The organism is gamma proteobacterium symbiont of Lampromicra miyakona (assembly GCF_059730895.1).
Window position 1 is genome coordinate 1762138 of the sequence record NZ_AP035932.1, and the last position, 19332, is coordinate 1781469.

Genomic DNA, 19332 nt, shown 5'->3' on the forward strand with positions numbered 1-19332 from the left:
AGCAGAAAAGAGCGTTATGAAACCACAAGCTTCAGCACAGCGACCCTATCAGGAAGTGGGCGAGATGCTTCGCAACATGATTATGCAGAAACAGTACGCGATTGGTGAGCGCTTGCCGCCGGAACGTGAACTGGCGATGCTGCTGAACGTCACGCGCACGCTGGTGCGTGAGGCGCTGATTATGCTGGAGCTGGAAGGGTTGATTGAAGTGCGGCGTGGCGCAGGCATTTATGTGATCAACGACACGCCGGGACCGCGTGCCGCTGCGCAAACCGCCTGCAATGCGGCCGGTCCGTTTGAGATGCTGCAGGCCCGCCAGCTGCTGGAGAGCAATATCGCCGAGTTCGCTGCGTTACAGGCGACGCGTGAAGACATCATCAAAATGCGCCAGGCGCTGGCGCTGGAAGAACGCGAGCTGGCGTCAGGCGCGGTGAACGACAGTGAAAACGGCGATCGTAATTTCCATCTGGCGATTGCCGAAGCCACGCACAACAGCATGCTGGTGGAGCTGTTCAAACAATCCTGGCAGTGGCGGGAAGACAACGTGATGTGGAGCCAGCTGCACCGGCATCTGATCAACACTAACTACCGCAAAAAGTGGCTCGACGATCATAAAAAGATCCTCGCCGCCTTAATCAAGAAAGACGCGCGCGCCGCGAAACAGGCGATGTGGCAGCATCTGGAAAACGTCAAGCAACTGCTGCTGGAGTTCTCCGATGTGGACGACATTGATTTCGACGGCTATCTGTTTGAGTCATGGCCGCTGTATGCCACTAACGGATCGGATAATTAGCCTGGCGACAGGGCTTCAGAAAACATTCGCGCGGCCGCGTTGCTGCCATTCAGTCAATGAAACCGCAATTCGCAAAATAGCCGGAGCGGCGCGATTTATCGCCTTGTGTGGAGTTTATTTACCGGGCTCATGAGATTGTGTGAAGCCTGATGGCACATCAGATTGCCGAGCCAGAAGGGGACGTGATGTTGTTTCAAAGCTTTGATATACTCTTGAGGCTATAGTGTCTTACGCAACTGCACTGATGTAGAGAGGGCTTAATGACCAACAACAGAAAAAAAGCGCATTCAGGTTATGCTAAACCTTCTCGCTCCGACATCATTCGCTCAGTAGCGACGTCAACGGCTGTTGAAACTGGCCAGTCTTCAGCTAGCGTCGAGGCTTCACTTGAAGCCGCGCGCAAAAAATTCGCACATCTTCGCCTGGCTTAGTGCCTTCTCAGTGCCCGACTGACCCAGTATTTCATTGGCGCGTAGTCCATTGACATACCAGCATGAATAGCCGAAATATACTGGGTTTTATTCTGCTCCCAGCTTTGATAATCCAGCGGTTTGTATCCTCCCTGAACCGCCATGACATCCGCTAACAGCCGCGACAAACGTCCGTTTCCTTCTCTGAAGGGATGTATAAGTATCAGCTCGACATGGGTAACGGCGATAGCAATGATGAGTTCTTCTTCTTCCATGACGTTACAGGGCGTGTAATGCGCAAGATACTTGTTGTATTCGTTCAGCAGTTTTGGCAATTGTGCTGAAGGCGCAAACATAAAACCACCCTTGCTAATATTGACCGTTCTCTCTTGTCCAGCCCATTCGTAGATGTTACCCAGTCAGCGGCGATGCCAGCTTTTTAGTAGCGCGACGTTAAGTTTCCCTTCGGGAAAGTTTTCTTCAAAAACTGACTGGTAGAGTTGTTCTAACAGAACAAGTTCTGCCTCGTTCATCTCAGTGGAATCGGTGAGCCCCAGCTTATTGGCCATGACCTGCTCGCCTGAGTCTTTTTCAAACTTACCTTCACTGCCAGCAACATGGTATCGGCTCATGAGTGCGCTCTGTAATAATGACAAACGAAGCGTAAGTATATTTAGGTCCATCAGGTTTATCAGCCAATCCTGCCTCGAAACCTTTCGTTCATCAGGATAAGTTAAATTGCTGTATATCCAGGGAGTACCGTTGGTTGCAGCCAGGCTGTACCTCAATAGCATCAGCCCGGTTGCCCGTTTCGATCAAACAGGTAATGTGGTTCGGTAAGGGGAGCTATAAGTAGCGCTGCAGCCGAGATTTTGACCAGCCGCCGTAAAGAGTGCGATGTGACTGGCGCTGGCAATTTATCCCCGCCCGTAAAAAGCATGTAATAAAAAATCCACGCAATTGCGTGGATTTTATAGTTATTGCGCTCTCTATGAGGCTCGGTGAAACATCATGAGACAACGCATTTTATTTAAACGTTAAACAGGAAGTTCATCACATCGCCATCTTTCACGATGTACTCTTTACCTTCTGAACGCATTTTGCCGGCCTCTTTCGCGCCTTGTTCACCTTTGTAAGTGATGAAATCTTCGAACGCGATGGTCTGAGCGCGGATAAAGCCTTTTTCGAAGTCGGTGTGGATTTTACCGGCTGCCTGCGGTGCGGTGGCGCCAACCGGGATGGTCCAGGCACGCACTTCTTTCACGCCTGCGGTGAAGTAAGTCTGCAGGTTGAGCAGGGCATAACCGGCGCGGATCACGCGGTTGAGGCCCGGCTCTTCCAGGCCCAGCTCGGCCATGAACTCGTCGCGCTCTTCATCTTCCAGCTCGGCGATGTCCGATTCCACTGCCGCACAGACCGGCACCACTACTGAGCCTTCGGCTTCAGCAATCGCGCGCACCTGGTCGAGATACGGGTTGTTCTCGAAACCGTCTTCATTGACGTTGGCGATGTACATGGTCGGCTTCAGCGTCAGAAAGCTGAGATAGCGGATCGCGGCTTTCTCATCGGCGTCCAGCGCCAGCGAGCGCAGCATACCGGCGTTTTCCAGATGCGGCAGGCACTTCTCCAGCGCGGCCAGTTCCGCCTTAGCATCTTTGTCGCCGCCTTTGGCTTTCTTCTGGCAGCGCTGAATGGCACGTTCGCAGGTGTCGAGATCCGACAGCGCCAGCTCGGTGTTGATGACATCAATATCTTCTGCCGGGTTTACTTTACCGGAGACGTGGATGATGTTGTCGTTTTCAAAGCAGCGCACTACGTGGCCGATGGCTTCAGTTTCGCGGATGTTGGTCAGGAACTGGTTGCCCAGGCCTTCACCTTTCGACGCGCCTTTTACCAGACCGGCGATGTCCACGAACTCCATGGTGGTTGGCACCACGCGCTGTGGCTTAACAATCTCGCTCAGCTGATCGAGGCGCAGGTCAGGCATCGGCACCACGCCGGTGTTGGGTTCGATGGTGCAGAACGGAAAGTTGGCTGCTTCGATACCCGCTTTGGTCAGCGCGTTGAACAGGGTGGATTTACCGACGTTCGGCAGGCCCACAATACCGCATTTAAATCCCATGATCTTACCTTTCTCACTGAGTGTGCAGCGCTGGCAGACAGCGCCGACTGATTCAAAAATTTTCGCGCATTATACACAGAATTCCCTGCGGCGGCGCGGGAATTGGCTTAGCTGGCTTTGAAGGCGTGCAGACGGTTCATCGCCTTAATCTTATCTTCTTTTAGCCACAGTTCGGTGCAGCGCACCGCTTCGTCGACCGCCTCGTCAATCAGCTTCTGCTCGCTGGCCGGTGCCTTGCCGAGCACAAATCCGGTGACCTTGTTACGATCGCCCGGATGGCCGATACCGACGCGCAGGCGATGAAAATTGTTGTTATTACCGAGCTTGCTGATGATGTCTTTCAGGCCATTATGACCGCCATGGCCGCCGCCCTGTTTGAATTTCGCCACGCCCGGCGGCAGGTCCATTTCATCGTGTGCCACCAGAATCTCTTCCGGCGTAATGCGATAGAACGTTGCCATCGCCGCCACCGCTTTGCCGCTCAGGTTCATAAAGGTGGTGGGCACCAGCAGGCGCACATCCTCGCCGGCCAGCGACAGGCGCGCGGTGTAGCCGAAAAACTTCGGCTCCTCTTTGAGAGACTGATTATGGCGCGAGCAAAGTAAATCCACATACCAGGCGCCAGCGTTATGGCGCGTTGCCGCGTATTCAGCGCCGGGATTGGCCAGCCCCACAATCAGTTTAATGCTGCTCACGATGTTTATCCTGTCTCGCTGCGAAAGGGCGATAGTTTACTGCCTGCCAGCGGGGATGACAAAGGGCGCAATGACAGATTAATGACCAAAGGTGAATAATCAATTTCTATCGAAATCAAGGTGCTGGCGGTAAAGTTTTGTCAGACATTGTGAAGGATGTGTGATCCTGTACGCATCTTAACCGCCAGCCATTGCCTAAACTTATGGCCAGTTAACCAAACGTGCTGTTTTCTGCGTTGCTGAAAAGGATGGAGGTGAATCATGAAACGTCAACACTGCCGCACCGTCGGTAATGGTTTGATGTGTCTCGGCTTGTTAACCATGGTGCTCGGGGTGGGTTATTCCATCATTAACCAGCTGCCGTCGGTCAACCTGCCACAGTTCCTCGCGCATGGAGCGATGTTCAGTATTTTCGTGGGTGCGCTACTGTGGCTGGTCGGCGCACGCGTCAGCGGACGGGAGAGGGTGGAAGACCGCTATTACTGGCTGCGTCACTACGGTGACAAACGCTGCCGTCGCGATCACCACTCAACGCACTAACCGGCTTCCGCCATTGCCGCCTGCAGCGTCTGATAACCTTCGACGCGGTTACGTCCGGCGGCTTTAGCGCGATACAAGGCTTCATCAGCCAGCGCCAGCAGGGCGGGAAACGCCTGATGCCGCTGGCTGGCAGTGGCAAAGCCAATGCTCACCGTATAGCCGATGTCGTTGGGTAGCGACAGCTGTGTCGCCAGCCGGATACGCTCACATATGCGCTGCGCCTGCTCACTGTCGCCAGGAAGCAACGCGGCAAACTCCTCACCGCCCAGCCGGGCAAACTGACCCTCAACCGGCATTAACGCTTTCACCACCTGACAAAAATCGACCAGCACCCGATCCCCCTGCTGATGACCATAGCGATCGTTGATGCTTTTGAAATGATCGAGGTCGAACAGCACTGCACTGTAAATATAGGGCTGCGGTAGACGCCCCTGACGCAGCAGCAGTTTTTCTGCGGCTTCAAACAGTGCGCGCCGGTTCCATACGCCGGTGAGCGGATCGTGTAGCGACGCCAGCTTATGGGCGATCTGCGTCCGCTCATTGACCATCGCCAGAATGGTGAAGGTCAGGCCGATGACGAAGAGGATCGACTCCAGAATCACATACACCGAAAAGCCGGAACCGCCAATGGCACCCGGAACGGGGGTGGCCACCGCATCGTCAAGGAAAATGCGGGCCATATGGAACAGTAAGTGGATCCACAGCAGTATCTGCGCGGGCCAGAAAGTGACGGTCAGCGTGGCGCGTGCCTGCCACAGCAGACGAATCAGCGCGGCAGTAAAGATGATGCACAGCAGGCACATGACCAGCACGCGTTTCGGCTGGCCGTGATAGAACTGCGGAAAGGCACAAAGCAGGGCCCACAGTAGCGCGCCAGTGATCCAGCAAAAACCGAGCGGAAGGCGGCAAAAAGTACGAAAGGCGTTGAGCAGGGTGCCGTAGGCCAGCAGCATGATGACATTCCCGACCGCCACCGGCAAAAAGTGCAAACCGGCGCTGCGCAGGCTGCTGAGCAGCACGGCGGCAAGCGTCAGTATTAGCGTCAGGGTGGTAAAACCCAGCACCCGGTCGTACTGCGCCCCGACCCAGGCAAAAATCAAAATAATGCTCAGAAACCCCAGCACGTAGAGCTCGCAAATAAACAACGTATAAATGTCGAGTGGCATGGTGGTCGGAGTTCTCAGCAAAAGTGTGGTGAAAAATATCACTAATCACTGGACCGCTAAAGCCCGGATGCGCTTGTCTGATAAAAAGAGTGGAAGGCGGGGAGATTGGTGGATTTTGAGGCCATTTATCGCGCAAATAGTGGCGGCGGAAGCGGCTTTATCGGGATGTTACTCCGCCCACAGGCAATAAAAAACCGGGCAGGGCGCCCGGTTTTTCGCGAACAATTAATGTTCGAACATCGCCGAAATCGATTCTTCGTTGCTGATACGACGAATGGCTTCGGCCAGCATGCCAGACAGCGTCAGCGTACGCACATTTGGCAGCGACTTCATCTCTTCCGACAGCGGAATAGTGTCGCAAACAATCACCTGATCAATCACTGATTTGCGCAGATTTTCCACCGCGTTGCCAGAGAAGATTGGGTGGGTGGCGTAAGCGAACACGCGTTTCGCGCCGCGCTCTTTCAGTGCTTCAGCCGCTTTGCACAGCGTACCGCCGGTGTCGATCATATCGTCGACCAGTACGCAGTCACGACCGGCAACGTCACCGATGATGTGCATCACCTGCGACACGTTCGCACGCGGGCGACGTTTGTCGATGATGGCCATGTCGGTGTCGTTGAGCAGTTTGGCGATAGCGCGAGCGCGCACTACGCCACCGATGTCCGGCGAAACCACAATTGGGTTTTCCAGACCAATCTGCAGCATATCTTCCAGCAGAATCGGGCTACCGAACACGTTATCCACCGGGACATCAAAAAAGCCCTGGATCTGTTCAGCGTGCAGGTCAACCGTCAGTACACGGTCCACGCCGACGCTGGAGAGGAAATCAGCCACAACTTTGGCGGTAATTGGCACGCGGGCAGAACGCACGCGGCGGTCCTGACGGGCATAGCCAAAGTAAGGGATTACAGCAGTAATACGACCAGCAGAAGCCCGACGCAGTGCGTCGACCATCACAACCAGCTCCATCAAGTTATCATTGGTGGGGGCACAGGTGGACTGGATGATGAAAATATCACCACCGCGTACATTTTCATTAATCTGTACACTTACTTCGCCATCGCTGAAACGGCCGACAGCGGCGTCTCCGAGGCTGGTGTAAAGGCGGTTGGCAATACGTTGTGCTAGTTCCGGGGTGGCGTTACCAGCAAATAGCTTCATATCAGGCACGAGAAGAACCTCAGGCTTGGCGTCCAGAGAATGAACCGCTCAAAAATAACCGGCGAATACATTTGAGCCTGTTCATACGGGTGTGTTAATGCGTCACGTGCAGTATCTGGAACAGGGTGACACTGTCACGTTTACGCTTAGAGCCCGGAAAGGGTGCGCTGTAACGGCGAGAGATTAAGCCCACGCGCCACAAATCCGCACATCCATTTCGGGGCAAGCTCCAGCACCTGACGAGCAGCGGACTCGGTGTCAAATTCAGCAAACACACAAGCGCCGGTCCCTGTCAGGCGCGACGGCGCGTATTCTAGCAGCCAGGAAAGCAGCGCATCAACCTCACGAAAACGTTTTCTTGCTACCGCTTCACAATCATTGTGAAAAGGACGCTGCAACAGTTCATCTAATGTGCGTATTGGTGAATCGCGCGTCAGTTCAGGATCGCGAAACAGATCCGGGGTGGCGATGCTGACGCCAGGATGCGCCACCAGATACCATTTTTCCGCCGGAAACGCAGGCTGCAATTGCTCGCCGACCCCTTCGGCAAACGCCGCGTGGCCGCGCACGAATACCGGTACATCGGCACCGAGACGCACGCCAAGCGTAGCCAGCTCATCCACGCTGAGCTGGGTGCGCCACAAATGGTTCAGCGCCACCAGCACCGTCGCCGCATCAGACGAACCACCGCCCAGACCACCGCCCATCGGCAGGCGCTTCTGCAGCGCGATCCGGGCACCGGCCTGCGGCGGCAGCGTGCCTTTGTCCGCCGCTGCAGCGCGCAGCGCCAGCGCCGCCCGCACGATCAGGTTGTCTTCATCGGCCACGCCGTCGAGCGGCGTCAGCAGGGTGATACTGCCGCTGTTATCCGGGGTAATCTCCAGGGTGTCGCCAACGTCGAGAAACTGAAACAGCGTCTGCAAATTGTGGTAGCCGTCTGCACGACGGCCGGTAATGTAGAGAAACAGGTTGAGCTTTGCCGGCGCGGGCCAGGTGGTGATCATTGTGTGGTCCAGCTATCCATGCGCAGTTTGATGCGCTGACCGCCTTCGGTCAGTTCGAGGTTGGCCGGCAGCGGCGGGTTCACCTTGCTGTCGTAATCGCTGATATTCACCTTCCACTGCTGGCCGTTGCGGCTGTAGGTCAGGCTTTGCAGCTGATAATTGTTGTTCAGCTGATAGTCGCTGGCGTCGCCTGGCAGCCCCATCATCCACTGACGCAAATTCGCCAGCGGAATATCCATGCCGGTGAGCTGGGAAATCATCTTCTCCGCGTCGTTGCTGACGTAGCGTTTGCCTTTGTTATCGACAATCTGCACCACCGAACCCTGCGCGTCGAGCTGCAGTTCTGTGCTGCCGAGCGGGTTAGTCAGCAGCAGACGGTAACGGTCTGCAGCAGTTTGCTGCCAGTTAAAACGGGCATAAACCTTCTGCTTATCCGACAGATAGGCAAACGCGCCGCGCGTCTGGTACTGGGTAATTTTCGCTACCGCCTGCTGGTGTTGCTGCCACTGCGGCGATGTCGTGCTGGGACCGGGACCTTGCTGGGGTTTGTTGATGCTACAGGCAGCCAGCAACACGCTGGCAAGGGGCAAAAGGCGCAACAGCTGGCGCGGGGGCAAATGCATCACGTGGTCGTCTCCTCAGACACGTTTTTACGTCGTAACCGGTAACGCTAACCATCCGTCTCTGTGCCGTCAATGGCGATGTCAGGATAATTGCGCACGATCAGTTTAATCTTATTACAGTCATAGGCTTTGTATGGCTTTTCTTGATCTGTTGCATCTTGTAGAATGCGCAGCACAAAACCTGACAATTATTGGGACTTCCCAACCCGAATCACCATGACGCTGCTTGCTCTCGGAATCAACCACAAAACCGCACCTGTTGCGCTGCGCGAACGTGTTTCGTTCACGCCAGACACGCTGGACCAGGCGCTGAACAGCTTGCTGTCTCAGCCGATGGTGCAGAGCGGGGTGGTGCTTTCTACCTGTAACCGGACGGAACTCTACCTCAGCGTAGAGCAGCAGACCGATCTGCAGGAGCAGCTGGTGCGCTGGTTGTGCGAGTATCACGACTTACGTGAAGAGGACGTGCGCAACAGCCTGTACTGGCATCAGGACAACGCGGCGGTCAGCCACCTGATGCGCGTGGCCAGCGGACTCGACTCGTTGGTGCTGGGCGAGCCACAGATTCTCGGTCAGGTCAAAAAAGCCCATGCTGACTCCTCGCGCGACCATGCGCTGAGCAGCGAGCTGGAACGCATGTTCCAGAAAACCTTCTCGGTAGCCAAGCGCGTGCGCACCGAAACCGAAATCGGCGCCAGCGCGGTGTCGGTCGCCTTCGCTGCCTGCTCCTTAGCCCGTCAGATTTTCGAATCACTCAGCAGCGTTAACGTGCTGCTGGTCGGTGCCGGTGAAACCATCGAACTGGTGGCGCGTCACCTGCGCGAACACAGCGTGCGCAAACTGATGATCGCCAACCGCACGCGCGAACGCGCACAGCTGCTGGCGGACGAAGTCGGCGCCGAAGTGATTGGCCTTGCCGATATCGAAACCCGCCTGGCCGATGCCGATATCATTATCTCCTCCACCGCCAGTCCGCTGCCGATTATTGGCAAAGGCATGGTGGAACGGGCGCTGAAGGCGCGCCGCAACCAGCCTATGCTGCTGGTGGATATCGCCGTGCCGCGCGATGTTGAGCCGGAAGTGGGCAAGCTGGCTAACGCCTATCTGTACAGCGTGGATGATCTGCAGGCGATCATCGAGCAGAACATGGCGCAGCGCAAAGCGGCGGCGGTGCAGGCGGAAAGCATTGTGGTGCAGGAGAGCGGTGAATTCATGGCCTGGCTGCGCGCGCAAAGCGCCGGTGAGACCATCCGCGAATACCGCGCGCAGGCTGACGACGTGCGCGCCGAGCTGCAGGATCGCGCGCTGGCGGCGTTGCGTCAGGGTGCTGATGCCGAAAAAGTCTTACAGGAGCTGGCACACAAGCTCACCAACCGTTTAATTCATGCACCAACCAAATCACTGCAGCAGGCCGCGCGCGACGGCGACAGCGAACGCCTGCAGATCTTACGTGACAGCCTCGGTTTAGAGTAATCTGGTCTGTCACGACCTATCACTGGGATACCCTCTATTAGATGAAGAGCTCGATTGTTGCCAAGCTGGAAGCGCTGCAGGAACGCCATGAAGAAGTTGAAGCGTTACTGGGCGATGCCGGCGTAATTGGCGATCAGGACCGTTTCCGCGCGTTATCACGTGAATATGCCCAGCTGAGCGACGTCACCCGTTGTTTCCGTGAATGGCAGCAGGTGCAGGAAGATGTCGAGACCGCAGAAATGCTGCTCGATGATGCGGAAATGCGCGACATGGCGCAGGAAGAGTTGAAACTATCGCGCGACAAGCGCGAGTTGCTGGAACAGCAGCTTCAGGTGCTGCTGCTGCCGAAAGATCCCGACGATGAACGTCCGTGCTTTATCGAAGTGCGCGCCGGCACCGGCGGCGACGAAGCGGCGATTTTCGCTGGCGATCTGTTCCGTATGTACAGCCGTTATGCCGAAGCGCGTCGCTGGCAGGTGGAGATCATGAGCGCCAACGATGGCGAGCATGGCGGCTACAAAGAAGTCATTGCGCGTATCACCGGTGACGGGGCTTACGGTCGCATGAAGTTTGAATCCGGCGGTCATCGCGTGCAGCGCGTGCCGGAAACCGAATCGCAGGGGCGCATTCATACTTCCGCCTGTACCGTGGCGGTGATGCCGGAGCTGCCGGAAGCCGAACTGCCGGACATCAATCCGGGCGATCTGAAAATCGACACCTTCCGCTCTTCCGGCGCGGGTGGTCAGCACGTTAACACCACCGATTCGGCGATCCGTATCACCCACCTGCCAACCGGCATCGTGGTGGAGTGCCAGGATGAGCGCTCGCAGCACAAAAACAAAGCCAAAGCGCTGGCGGTGCTGGGCGCACGTATTCACGCGGCGGAAATGGCGAAGCGCCAGGCGGCGGAAGCCTCAACGCGGCGTAACCTGCTGGGCAGCGGCGACCGTTCCGACCGAATCCGTACCTATAACTTCCCGCAGGGGCGCGTCACCGATCACCGCATCAACCTGACGCTCTACCGCCTCGACGAAACCATGGAAGGCAAGCTGGATACGCTGATCGAGCCGATTGTGCAGGAGTATCAGGCTGACCAGCTGGCCGCACTGGCCGGGCAGGAGTGATGAACGTCCGGCGCTGGCTGCAGCAGGCGCAGGCTGCGTTGTGCGGAGGCGATAGCCCGAAGCGCGACGCGGAGATTCTGCTGGGTTTTGTCACCGGCAAGTCGCGCAGCTGGCTGATAGCGTTTGACGACAGCCCGCTCGATGATGCGCAACTGGCACAGCTGGAGACGTTACTGGCACGCCGCGTGCGCGGTGAGCCGATTGCGCATCTGGTGGGCGAACGCGAGTTCTGGTCGCTGCCGCTGCGCGTCAGTGATGCCACGCTGATTCCGCGTCCGGATACCGAAGTGCTGGTGGAGCAGGCGCTGCTGCGGCTGCCCGCGACGCCGTCCGCGGTGCTCGATCTCGGTACCGGCACCGGCGCCATTGCGCTGGCGCTGGCCAGCGAGCGGCCCGATTGTAAGATTACCGGCTGCGACCGCATCGCCGCCGCGGTTGCGCTGGCGCAGGACAACGCCCAGCGCCTGCACCTCACCAACGCCGGATTTGTGCTCAGCCACTGGTTCGACGATCTGCCCGCCCAACGTTTCGATCTGATTGTCAGCAATCCGCCTTACATTGATGCCGCCGATGAACATCTGCAGCAGGGCGACGTGCGTTTTGAGCCGCTCAGCGCGCTGGTGGCGGAGGAGGCTGGGCTGGCCGATTTACGATTAATCATTGAACGCGCGCCGCACTGGTTGCAGCCGCAGGGTTGGCTGCTGCTGGAACACGGCTGGCAGCAGGGCGAGGCTGTACGCGCGCTGCTGACCCATCACGGTTTCCTGGCGGTCACCACCGTTGAGGATTACGGCGGCAATCCGCGCGTCACGCTTGGACAACTTACTTAAGGAAGCACTATGGCCAGCTGGTATCCGCTGATTAAAAATTTCCATCTGCTGACAGTCGCGATCACCATCACACTGTTTCTGCTGCGTTTTTACTGGCTGACCACCGGATCTGCCCTGCTGCAGCGCCGCTGGGTACGCATTGCGCCGCACATCAACGATACATTCCTGCTGCTCAGCGGTGCACTGCTGGTGCTGATTACCCACTTTTATCCGTTTACCCCACAAGGAAGCTGGCTGACGGAGAAGCTGTTAGCGGTTATCATCTACATCGCCTTAGGTTCCGTGGCATTGAGTCGTCGCCCGCGCAGCATGGCGACCCGCTGGGTCGCCTGTTTAGTCGCCATCGTCGCGTTATTGTTCGTGATTAAACTGGCGATGACCAAAATGCCGTTATTGGGGATAGTATGACCTCGCCAGTACAACTTGATTACAGTGAAACACCGTTAAGTGAAGCGGTGATTGGCGCAACCTGCGCCATACGCAACGATTTTTCCGCGCCCTCGGTCCAGCAGCAGCTGGCTGAGCTGGTTGAAGAGGCGCGGCGCTATGTCAGTAGCGAACAGGATGCGGATCTGCAGCTGGAGAAGCTGCTCGATCTGTTTTACCAGCAGTGGGGCTTTGGCGGTGCCAGCGGCGTCTACAATCTGTCAGACGCGCTGTGGATCGATAAAGTGCTGAAGAGCCGGCAGGGAACGGCGGTGTCGCTCGGCGTGATTCTGCTGCACATTGCGGATGAGCTTGAGCTGCCGCTGATGCCGGTGATTTTCCCGACGCAGCTGATCCTGCGTGCCGACTGGCTCGACGGTGAAATGTGGCTGATCAATCCGTTTAACGGTGAGACGCTCGACACCCATACGCTGGAAGTGTGGCTGAAGGGCAACATCAGCCCGACGGCAAAGCTCTACTCTGACGACCTCGATGAAGCGAAAACCGTCAGCGTGATGCGCAAAATGCTCGACACGCTGAAAGCGGCGCTGATGGATGAGAAGCAGATGGAGCTGGCGCTCAACGTCAGCCAGGTGCTGCTGCAAATCGACCCGGACGATCCCTATGAGATTCGCGACCGCGGTTTGATTTACGCCCAGCTGGAGTGCGAGCATATCGCACTGACCGATTTGACCTATTTCGTTGAACAGTGTCCTGAAGACCCGGTTAGCGAGATGATTAAAGTGCAGATCCACGCAATTGAACAGAAACAGGTGACGCTGCACTAAGCGTCCCCCGACATTTAAGGAAAGGGCATGACACAGAAAGTAGTGAGTATCGGCGATATCAAGGTCGCAAACGATCTGCCATTTGTTCTCTTCGGCGGCATGAACGTGCTGGAATCCCAGGATCTCGCCATGCGCATCTGCGAACATTACGTGAAGGTAACCGACAAGCTCGGCATTCCGTATGTGTTCAAAGCCTCTTTTGACAAAGCCAACCGCTCTTCCATCAAGTCTTACCGTGGCCCTGGCCTTGACGAAGGCATGAAAATTTTCCAGGCGCTGAAGCAGGCGTTCGGCGTGAAAATTATCACTGACGTGCACGAAAGCTGGCAGGCGCAGCCGGTCGCCGACGTGGTGGATGTGATTCAGCTGCCGGCCTTCCTGGCACGTCAGACCGACCTGGTGGAAGCGATGGCGAAAACCGGTGCCGTGATCAACGTGAAGAAGCCGCAGTTCGTCAGCCCGGGCCAGATGGGCAATATCGTCGATAAGTTTGCCGAAGGTGGTAACGACAAGGTGATTCTGTGCGACCGCGGCAGCAACTTCGGGTATGACAACCTGGTGGTTGATATGCTCGGTTTCAACGTGATGAAGAAAGTCACTAACAACAGCCCGGTGATTTTTGACGTTACCCATGCGCTGCAGACGCGCGATCCGTTTGGCGCGGCTTCCGGTGGTCGTCGTGCGCAGGTTGCCGAACTGGCGCGTGCGGGCATGGCGGTAGGCATCGCCGGTCTGTTCATCGAAGCGCACCCGGAACCGAACAGCGCCAAATGCGACGGCCCGTCCGCGCTGCCGCTCGATAAGCTGGAACCGTTCCTGGCACAGATGAAAGCGATTGACGATCTGGTTAAAAGCTTCCCGGAGCTGGATACCAGTAACTGATTGTTATTAATCAGTAAGATGACGTTGCAATCATCCCCGTCATTGAGCCGTTAGGATATCTCTATCCAGGTGCGCATAAATGCGCACCCTACATTGTACGGTCGCCCGCTCATGGCGACCGGTTCACCTGATGCACATGAATGCACGCCCAGCGTTGTTGGGTCGCCATTTATGGCGACCGTTTCACCTGATGCACATGAATGCGCACGCTGCGCTGTAGGGTCGCCATTTATGGCGACCACTTCATTCCACGTTACAGCATAATCGTCAGAAGATAGCCGGCAAACAGGGCCAGATGTGCTGCGCCGTTGAGCACGTTGGTGCGGCCAGTGGAGAACGAGATGTGACACAGAATCAGCACCGCGCTCATCACCACCATATGCGGCGGCTCAAGGCCGAAAATCAACTGCTGACCGGTCAGGGTGGCAATAATGGTCACCGTCGGCACCGTCAATGAAATGGTGGCCAGCACCGAACCGAAAAACAGGTTCATCGCGCGCTGCACCTGATTCATCAGCACCGCCTTGATTGCGCCCAGACCTTCCGGCGACAGAATCAGCAGCGCGACGAGGAAACCGGTAAACTGCTCCGGCGCGTTCATTTCAGTGAGCAGCATTTCCAGTGAGTTGGCGTTCATCTTGGTCACGCTGATCACCGCAATCAGATGCACAATCAGCCACGCGGTGTGCCACAGCGAGCTGTGCGCGGAAGGCTTACCGTGATGCGGGTCGCCATCATCGCTCTCGTCTTCATGCTCGTAAACAAACAGGCTCTGGTGGGTTTTGGTCTGAATCAGCAGGAACACGCCGTACATCGCCGCAGAGATCGCAGCAATGATCAGCGCCTGCGCGGTAGTGAAATTGCCGCCGGGCAGGGCATTGGGAAACACCAGCACCAGAATCGCCAGCGGGAAAATGGCGATCATGTACTGCTTCACGCCGGCCAGGTTAACGTACTGGGTGGCAAATTTACGCCCGCCAAGCAGCAGGGCACAGCCCACCAGCCCGGCGGTAACAATCATGATGATGGAGTAGAGCGTATCGCGCATCAGCGCGGGCGCTGCATCGCCGGTCGCCATCAGCGCCGAAATCAGGCTCACTTCCAGAATTACCACTGACAGGCTGAGGATCAGCGAGCCGTAGGGTTCACCTAACCGGTGCGCCAGAACGTCGGCGTGACGTACTACGCTGAAGGCGCTGCTTAAAATCGCTACCAGCGCCAGCAGATTGATGCCGATTACCGGCAGAAGCGCTGTCTGGCCGCCAAAAAAGCTCAGCACCGCCAGCGCCAGAATCGGGAAAATCAGCGAATACTCGCTGTGTCGGGTCTTCTCATGTCCAGCCATGCGCCATCCTCTTCGGCAAAAAGAACAAAAACAGGCAATTGCTGCCTGATAAATATAGTGACTCATCTGACGAAGCGCAGTGTAACTTTTCACCACTGCTCACGCAGATTTTTTACGCGTTTTTACTTTTTGTCATTTTTCTCTGAACGAAGAGAAATTCGCGTTAATCAGCGAATTAACCCTGTTCATCAGCAGGTTAATAGTGCGTGTTTCTCATCTATCCTGCGTGAAACGAGGAAGAACAGAACTGAATTATCTGGCCTTATCCTCACTACCCGCCTTTTTTGCTGGCAGAAGTATGAAATAGCAGGTTTGCGTTTTTGCCGTTCTCTTCCAGACTTATACATGGAACCTGAAACAGGAGGAATTATGCCTTATTCATCGAACCGGGAACTGCCGGACAGCGTGCGCCACGTGCTGCCGGGCCATGCGCAAACCATCTACCAAAAGGCGTTTAACAGCGCCTGGGATCAGTATAAAGATGAAGACGATCGTCGCGGTGATGAATCGCGCGAGCAGGTGGCACACAAAGTCGCCTGGGCGGCGGTCAAAAAAGAGTACGCCAAAGGCGAGGACGACAAGTGGCATCCTAAACACTAGCTCCCGCGCGGGCCACTGCGGCCCGCTTCACACTTCTCCGCGCTTCGTTCAAGAATCCTGCCAGGCAGCCGATGCTATTTACAGATAATTTCCCCTTTGTGATCGGGGTCAATCTTGAAACGTTTATGGCAAATGCATTACTGTCTTGTCTTAAGTCGACGCCGCAGGCGCCGCCTGTAAAATCGCAGATTCAGGGAGCCATAACGACAGGAAGGTCAGCGCAGTAGAGGAGATCGCAGTGTTAACCCGGGAATTCTTACTAAAAGCGGATTGCAAAACTTCATTTGGTGATATTGACGAAGCGCTGCTGTGGAGCTGTGAGAAGCGCGCCGCGTCGCTCTGCGCCACGCTTGCCTGTCGTCCCGATCAAAGCCCGGTGTGGATCTTCGGCTACGGTTCCCTGATGTGGAACCCGGTCTTTGAAGCGGAAGAGGTGGCGACCGGACGGCTTGAGGGCTGGCATCGTGCTTTTTGCCTGCGGCTGACCGCCGGACGCGGCACCGTTGCCACACCGGGACGGATGCTGGCGCTGAAAGAGGGCGGTTCTACCAGCGGTCTGGCGTTTCGCCTGCCGGAAGCGCGCCTGCATGAAGAGCTTGAGCTGCTGTGGAAACGGGAAATGATCACCGGCTGCTATCTGCCCACCTGGTGTGAACTGACGCTGGAGGATGGCCGCACGGTTACGGCGCTGGTGTTTATCATGGATCCGCGTCATCCGCTGTATGAAGCCGACTCCTGCCGCAGCACCATTGCTCCGCTGATCGCTCAGGCTAGCGGTCCGCTCGGCAGCAACGCGCAGTATCTGTTTTCGCTGGAACAGGAACTGGGCAAACGCGGCATGCAGGAAGAGGCGTTAACGCGCCTTGCGGCCGAAGTGCGCGCGCTGCAGCAGAGCGCCGCGCGCGGCTAACCTCAATTACCCGGATTAATCAGCCAGGTACCCGGCTGGTTAATCGTCAGCATCTGGCTGCGCACCTGGCTGCCGTGATGCACTTCAATACGATAGCTGCCTGCCGCCAGATTCAGCGAGGCGAAACCGCTGCTGGCGGGTTTCACATCCTTCGCTTCGCCGTTCAGCACGATATTTTCCCCTGCCTGCAACTGCAGATAAACCGTCGCCATGGTTGGCGCGCTGCTGGCGGGCGCGCTGCCCGCTGAGGACGTCGCCGCCGGGGCGCTGCTGGCCGCCACCGGCGGTGCGTCGCTCGGGCGATTGGCTTTCCACACTACGACCACCACGGCAAGCAACGCCACGGCAGCGGCAGCGAGCAGGGCAGGCGACAAACGGCGCACATTGCGCGGCGTCACCGGTTCAATCGCGGCGGCGGCATGATTAACCGCCATTACCTGCGGTTCCGGCACGGCCGCTACCGGCTCCGGCACGGGCTGGCTCTCCGCGGTCACCGGGAAGGTCGTCACCAGCGCTTCGACATCGCTCACCGGCAGATCGATCAGCCGGGCAAAAGCATCAATACTCTGTGGCCGGTCTTCCGGCTTCATCGCCAGCGCGCAGTCGATCGCGTGCAGCAGCGGCAGCGAATACCCCTCAGGCTTGCGCTCCACCAGCGGCTGGTAGTTATCTTCAATGCAGCGCACCACGCTGACCGGCGGCGCGTGGCCGGTGATCAGCGTATGCAGCACCGCGCCCAGCGCGTAAATATCGGTCCACGGTCCCTGTTCGACTTCTCCCTCTTCGCTGTACTGCTCAATTGGCGCGAAGCCCGGCTTGAGCATGATCTCGGTTTCATCTGACAGGTTGCCAATCTCTTTGCGCGCCGAGCCAAAGTCGAGCAGCACCGGCAGCTGGTTTTCCTGAATCTGAATGTTATCGAGCGAAATATCACGATGCAGGTAACCGGCGGTGTGAATGGTGTTGATGGCACCAAACAGCGGCGGTAACAGACGGCGAATCCACGCTTCGTCAATGCTGTCCGGGCTGGTGAGCTGCCACTCTTTCAGCGTCATGCCGCTGTAGTAGAGCGTGCCCATGTAAGCCGTGCCGTTCTCTTCCCAGAAGCGCAGGACGTGCAGCAGACCGGGATGATTGAAGCGCGCCAGCAACCGTGCCTCCTGAATAAAGCTGTTGCGTCCGGCATTAAACAGTTTCTGGAAGCGCTCGCCGCGCAGTTCCAGCGCCAGATCCGCACCGCGTACCGCCAGTGACACCGGCATGTACTCTTTGATGGCGATGGTGCGTTCCAGCTGATGATCCCAGGCGCGATAGACAATGCCAAAGCCGCCGCCGCCGATCACTTCCTTGATTTCAAACTCGTTAAACCGGTAGCCCGCAGGCAGGGCATTGGGGGTATGATTTTCGTTTGCCGACATAGTGAGCTCTCTGAACACGTCCTGTAGCGCCCCGTCACGCCGGTGACGGCGGGCAACAACCGCTAATTAATTAATGTTACGCCAGGCACCAATTGCCGGATCGGCCAGATCGGCGTGCAGGGTGTCAATCAGTAACACAGTCACTTTTTGCTGTGGCATAAACTGCGGCGACCAGATGCCGCGTAAGCTATCAACCCGCGATTTCACCGCTTCGCTATCCGTGCCGGTGTTTTTATCCATTTTAATCAGCAGCGTGCCGCTGAAACGCCAGACGTGCTGCTGAGCATCAAACGGCAGCACCAGCCAGCTATCACTGGCATCGGGCCGCGTGACAATCATGCGCTGTTTGTTCACCGCTACCACCTCCAGCGGCGTGCGGGTCAGCGTAAGATCGGCGATGGGATAACCCTGCAGGAAGGTTACCGTCTGGCTGCGCGTTTTGCCGTCACTCAGCAGCGTCATTGCCGCCGGACCTTCCAGCCAGCCCTCGGTTGAGCAATGCTGCTGCGGGTTCTCAGGGATAAACAGCGAACCGCCGTTTTCATCCCACCAGGTACGGAAATGGCAGCCGCCGGGCAGGGCGAAGTGCTGCAGCGGCGTGCTGTCGGCCGGACGCGATAAATCCAGCGGCGCCGCGGTATTGGCGCTGGCGGTTGCGTCGTTGAGGATGATCGGCCGCCAGTTCTGCAGTTTTGCCGCGCTGCCGTTAGCCAGCACGCTGCCCTCTTTGCTGGTCATCTGCCAGGGGATCTCATCCAGCAGGCCGCACTGGTTCGCCAGCAGCGTACCGACGCGCGGCAGGAAGCTGGTAAGAATGCTGGTGTCGCTGCTTTTACCGGACACGATGCGCAGCGGCAGCGTCTCTTTACACCAGTCGTCGGGCGCATTACTGGCAACGTTATCGATATAGACTTCCAGCGACAGGCTGGGCGAGTAGACCACCCGGTAATCTTCCGCCTGCGCATTCAGGGCCAGTAACAGGGCGGCAATGCCCGGCAACCACAGTTTCATAATGATCC

The 19332-nt window shown here is 57.1% G+C and carries 19 protein-coding genes and 1 pseudogene; 10 read left to right on the forward strand and 10 right to left on the reverse strand.

Annotation, left to right across the window (positions count from 1 at the left end; genetic code table 11):
- The first annotated feature begins 16 nt into the window (after positions 1 to 16).
- Complete coding sequence (gene uxuR / locus AC6I8P_RS08095) at positions 17 to 793, forward strand: Uxu operon transcriptional regulator (protein WP_262264735.1); 777 nt, start codon at positions 17 to 19, stop codon at positions 791 to 793.
- 427 nt (positions 794 to 1220) lie between these two features.
- Here uxuR and AC6I8P_RS08100 read toward each other — a convergent pair.
- From AC6I8P_RS08100 to pth, 3 genes and pseudogenes are all read right to left on the reverse strand, one after another.
- Positions 1221 to 1835 (reverse strand): annotated as a pseudogene (locus AC6I8P_RS08100) (Fic/DOC family protein).
- 398 nt (positions 1836 to 2233) lie between these two features.
- Positions 2234 to 3325, reverse strand: a complete 1092-nt coding sequence (gene ychF, locus AC6I8P_RS08105; RefSeq protein ID WP_021509931.1) for a redox-regulated ATPase YchF — start codon at positions 3323 to 3325, stop codon at positions 2234 to 2236.
- Positions 3326 to 3432: 107 nt separating this feature from the next.
- Positions 3433 to 4020, reverse strand: a complete 588-nt coding sequence (gene pth / locus AC6I8P_RS08110) for an aminoacyl-tRNA hydrolase (RefSeq protein WP_021509932.1) — start codon at positions 4018 to 4020, stop codon at positions 3433 to 3435.
- Positions 4021 to 4281: 261 nt separating this feature from the next.
- Between pth and ychH the strand changes: the two genes are divergently transcribed.
- Positions 4282 to 4560, forward strand: coding sequence for a stress-induced protein YchH (gene ychH, locus AC6I8P_RS08115; RefSeq protein WP_021509933.1), 279 nt, complete (start codon positions 4282 to 4284; stop codon positions 4558 to 4560).
- Here ychH and AC6I8P_RS08120 read toward each other — a convergent pair.
- The 4 genes from AC6I8P_RS08120 to lolB all read right to left on the reverse strand — a co-directional run bounded on the left by AC6I8P_RS08120 (position 4557) and on the right by lolB (position 8517).
- Positions 4557 to 5726 carry a GGDEF domain-containing protein gene (locus AC6I8P_RS08120; protein ID WP_211725325.1) on the reverse strand — a complete coding sequence of 390 codons (1170 nt, stop codon included), beginning with the start codon at positions 5724 to 5726 and terminating at the stop codon, positions 4557 to 4559. The two genes, ychH and AC6I8P_RS08120, sit on opposite strands and share 4 nt — an antisense overlap.
- Positions 5727 to 5951: 225 nt before the next feature.
- On the reverse strand, positions 5952 to 6899 hold the full coding sequence (gene prs / locus AC6I8P_RS08125) for a ribose-phosphate diphosphokinase (protein WP_006118899.1): 948 nt from the start codon (positions 6897 to 6899) through the stop codon (positions 5952 to 5954).
- A 137-nt stretch (positions 6900 to 7036) separates the two neighbouring features.
- Complete coding sequence (gene ispE / locus AC6I8P_RS08130) at positions 7037 to 7894, reverse strand: 4-(cytidine 5'-diphospho)-2-C-methyl-D-erythritol kinase (protein ID WP_132462350.1); 858 nt, start codon at positions 7892 to 7894, stop codon at positions 7037 to 7039.
- Positions 7891 to 8517: a lipoprotein insertase outer membrane protein LolB gene (lolB, locus tag AC6I8P_RS08135; RefSeq protein ID WP_021509937.1), complete on the reverse strand. Its 627-nt coding sequence runs from the start codon at positions 8515 to 8517 to the stop codon at positions 7891 to 7893. The genes ispE and lolB overlap by 4 nt, the downstream gene beginning before the upstream one ends.
- A gap of 216 nt (positions 8518 to 8733) precedes the next feature.
- On the opposite strand from lolB, the gene hemA reads away from it, so the two are divergent.
- The 6 genes from hemA to kdsA are packed head-to-tail and all read left to right on the forward strand — an operon-like array spanning position 8734 to position 14040.
- Positions 8734 to 9990 (forward strand): glutamyl-tRNA reductase, encoded by a 1257-nt coding sequence (hemA, locus tag AC6I8P_RS08140; RefSeq protein WP_021509939.1) that lies wholly within the window; start codon positions 8734 to 8736, stop codon positions 9988 to 9990.
- Positions 9991 to 10031: 41 nt separating this feature from the next.
- On the forward strand, positions 10032 to 11114 hold the full coding sequence (gene prfA / locus AC6I8P_RS08145; protein ID WP_215787708.1) for a peptide chain release factor 1: 1083 nt from the start codon (positions 10032 to 10034) through the stop codon (positions 11112 to 11114).
- Positions 11114 to 11944, forward strand: a complete 831-nt coding sequence (gene prmC, locus AC6I8P_RS08150; RefSeq protein ID WP_498031103.1) for a peptide chain release factor N(5)-glutamine methyltransferase — start codon at positions 11114 to 11116, stop codon at positions 11942 to 11944. Before prfA ends, prmC begins: the two co-directional genes overlap by 1 nt.
- A 9-nt stretch (positions 11945 to 11953) precedes the next feature.
- A complete protein-coding gene (locus tag AC6I8P_RS08155; RefSeq protein ID WP_498031104.1) occupies positions 11954 to 12352 on the forward strand; it encodes a SirB2 family protein in 399 nt (132 codons plus the stop codon).
- A complete protein-coding gene (sirB1, locus tag AC6I8P_RS08160; RefSeq protein WP_498031105.1) occupies positions 12349 to 13158 on the forward strand; it encodes an invasion regulator SirB1 in 810 nt (269 codons plus the stop codon). The genes AC6I8P_RS08155 and sirB1 overlap by 4 nt, the downstream gene beginning before the upstream one ends.
- Before the next feature lie 27 nt (positions 13159 to 13185).
- Complete coding sequence (kdsA, locus tag AC6I8P_RS08165; RefSeq protein ID WP_021509944.1) at positions 13186 to 14040, forward strand: 3-deoxy-8-phosphooctulonate synthase; 855 nt, start codon at positions 13186 to 13188, stop codon at positions 14038 to 14040.
- Positions 14041 to 14293: 253 nt separating this feature from the next.
- On the opposite strand, the gene chaA is transcribed toward kdsA, so the two are convergent.
- Entirely contained in the window at positions 14294 to 15385 is a 1092-nt protein-coding gene (gene chaA, locus AC6I8P_RS08170; RefSeq protein ID WP_021508693.1) for a sodium-potassium/proton antiporter ChaA, read from the reverse strand.
- A gap of 369 nt (positions 15386 to 15754) precedes the next feature.
- On the opposite strand from chaA, the gene chaB reads away from it, so the two are divergent.
- Positions 15755 to 15985 carry a putative cation transport regulator ChaB gene (gene chaB, locus AC6I8P_RS08175; RefSeq protein WP_021313035.1) on the forward strand — a complete coding sequence of 77 codons (231 nt, stop codon included), beginning with the start codon at positions 15755 to 15757 and terminating at the stop codon, positions 15983 to 15985.
- A 238-nt stretch (positions 15986 to 16223) separates the two neighbouring features.
- Positions 16224 to 16895, forward strand: a complete 672-nt coding sequence (locus tag AC6I8P_RS08180; RefSeq protein ID WP_215800911.1) for a gamma-glutamylcyclotransferase — start codon at positions 16224 to 16226, stop codon at positions 16893 to 16895.
- 2 nt (positions 16896 to 16897) lie between these two features.
- Here AC6I8P_RS08180 and AC6I8P_RS08185 read toward each other — a convergent pair whose 3' ends face one another.
- Both AC6I8P_RS08185 and AC6I8P_RS08190 read right to left on the reverse strand, forming a co-directional pair.
- The gene (locus AC6I8P_RS08185; RefSeq protein ID WP_498031106.1) at positions 16898 to 18313 is read right to left on the reverse strand and encodes a serine/threonine protein kinase; all 1416 of its coding nucleotides are present in this window, start codon (positions 18311 to 18313) and stop codon (positions 16898 to 16900) included.
- Between the two features lie 66 nt (positions 18314 to 18379).
- The gene (locus AC6I8P_RS08190; RefSeq protein ID WP_498031107.1) at positions 18380 to 19324 is read right to left on the reverse strand and encodes a hypothetical protein; all 945 of its coding nucleotides are present in this window, start codon (positions 19322 to 19324) and stop codon (positions 18380 to 18382) included.
- Positions 19325 to 19332: the final 8 nt, after the last annotated feature.

Bases quoted from the DNA above. Each gene is read 5' to 3' on its own strand.
- ychH (WP_021509933.1), top strand. From the start codon at position 4,282: ATGAAACGTCAACACTGCCGCACCGTCGGTAATGGTTTGATGTGTCTC.
- chaB (WP_021313035.1), top strand. From the start codon at position 15,755: ATGCCTTATTCATCGAACCGGGAACTGCCGGACAGCGTGCGCCACGTG.
- prfA (WP_215787708.1), top strand. From the start codon at position 10,032: ATGAAGAGCTCGATTGTTGCCAAGCTGGAAGCGCTGCAGGAACGCCAT.
- chaA (WP_021508693.1), bottom strand. From the start codon at position 15,385: ATGGCTGGACATGAGAAGACCCGACACAGCGAGTATTCGCTGATTTTC.
- AC6I8P_RS08185 (WP_498031106.1), bottom strand. From the start codon at position 18,313: ATGTCGGCAAACGAAAATCATACCCCCAATGCCCTGCCTGCGGGCTAC.
- ychF (WP_021509931.1), bottom strand. From the start codon at position 3,325: ATGGGATTTAAATGCGGTATTGTGGGCCTGCCGAACGTCGGTAAATCC.
- AC6I8P_RS08155 (WP_498031104.1), top strand. From the start codon at position 11,954: ATGGCCAGCTGGTATCCGCTGATTAAAAATTTCCATCTGCTGACAGTC.
- sirB1 (WP_498031105.1), top strand. From the start codon at position 12,349: ATGACCTCGCCAGTACAACTTGATTACAGTGAAACACCGTTAAGTGAA.
- uxuR (WP_262264735.1), top strand. From the start codon at position 17: ATGAAACCACAAGCTTCAGCACAGCGACCCTATCAGGAAGTGGGCGAG.
- AC6I8P_RS08120 (WP_211725325.1), bottom strand. From the start codon at position 5,726: ATGCCACTCGACATTTATACGTTGTTTATTTGCGAGCTCTACGTGCTG.
- AC6I8P_RS08190 (WP_498031107.1), bottom strand. From the start codon at position 19,324: ATGAAACTGTGGTTGCCGGGCATTGCCGCCCTGTTACTGGCCCTGAAT.
- lolB (WP_021509937.1), bottom strand. From the start codon at position 8,517: ATGCATTTGCCCCCGCGCCAGCTGTTGCGCCTTTTGCCCCTTGCCAGC.
- prmC (WP_498031103.1), top strand. From the start codon at position 11,114: ATGAACGTCCGGCGCTGGCTGCAGCAGGCGCAGGCTGCGTTGTGCGGA.
- ispE (WP_132462350.1), bottom strand. From the start codon at position 7,894: ATGATCACCACCTGGCCCGCGCCGGCAAAGCTCAACCTGTTTCTCTAC.
- kdsA (WP_021509944.1), top strand. From the start codon at position 13,186: ATGACACAGAAAGTAGTGAGTATCGGCGATATCAAGGTCGCAAACGAT.
- hemA (WP_021509939.1), top strand. From the start codon at position 8,734: ATGACGCTGCTTGCTCTCGGAATCAACCACAAAACCGCACCTGTTGCG.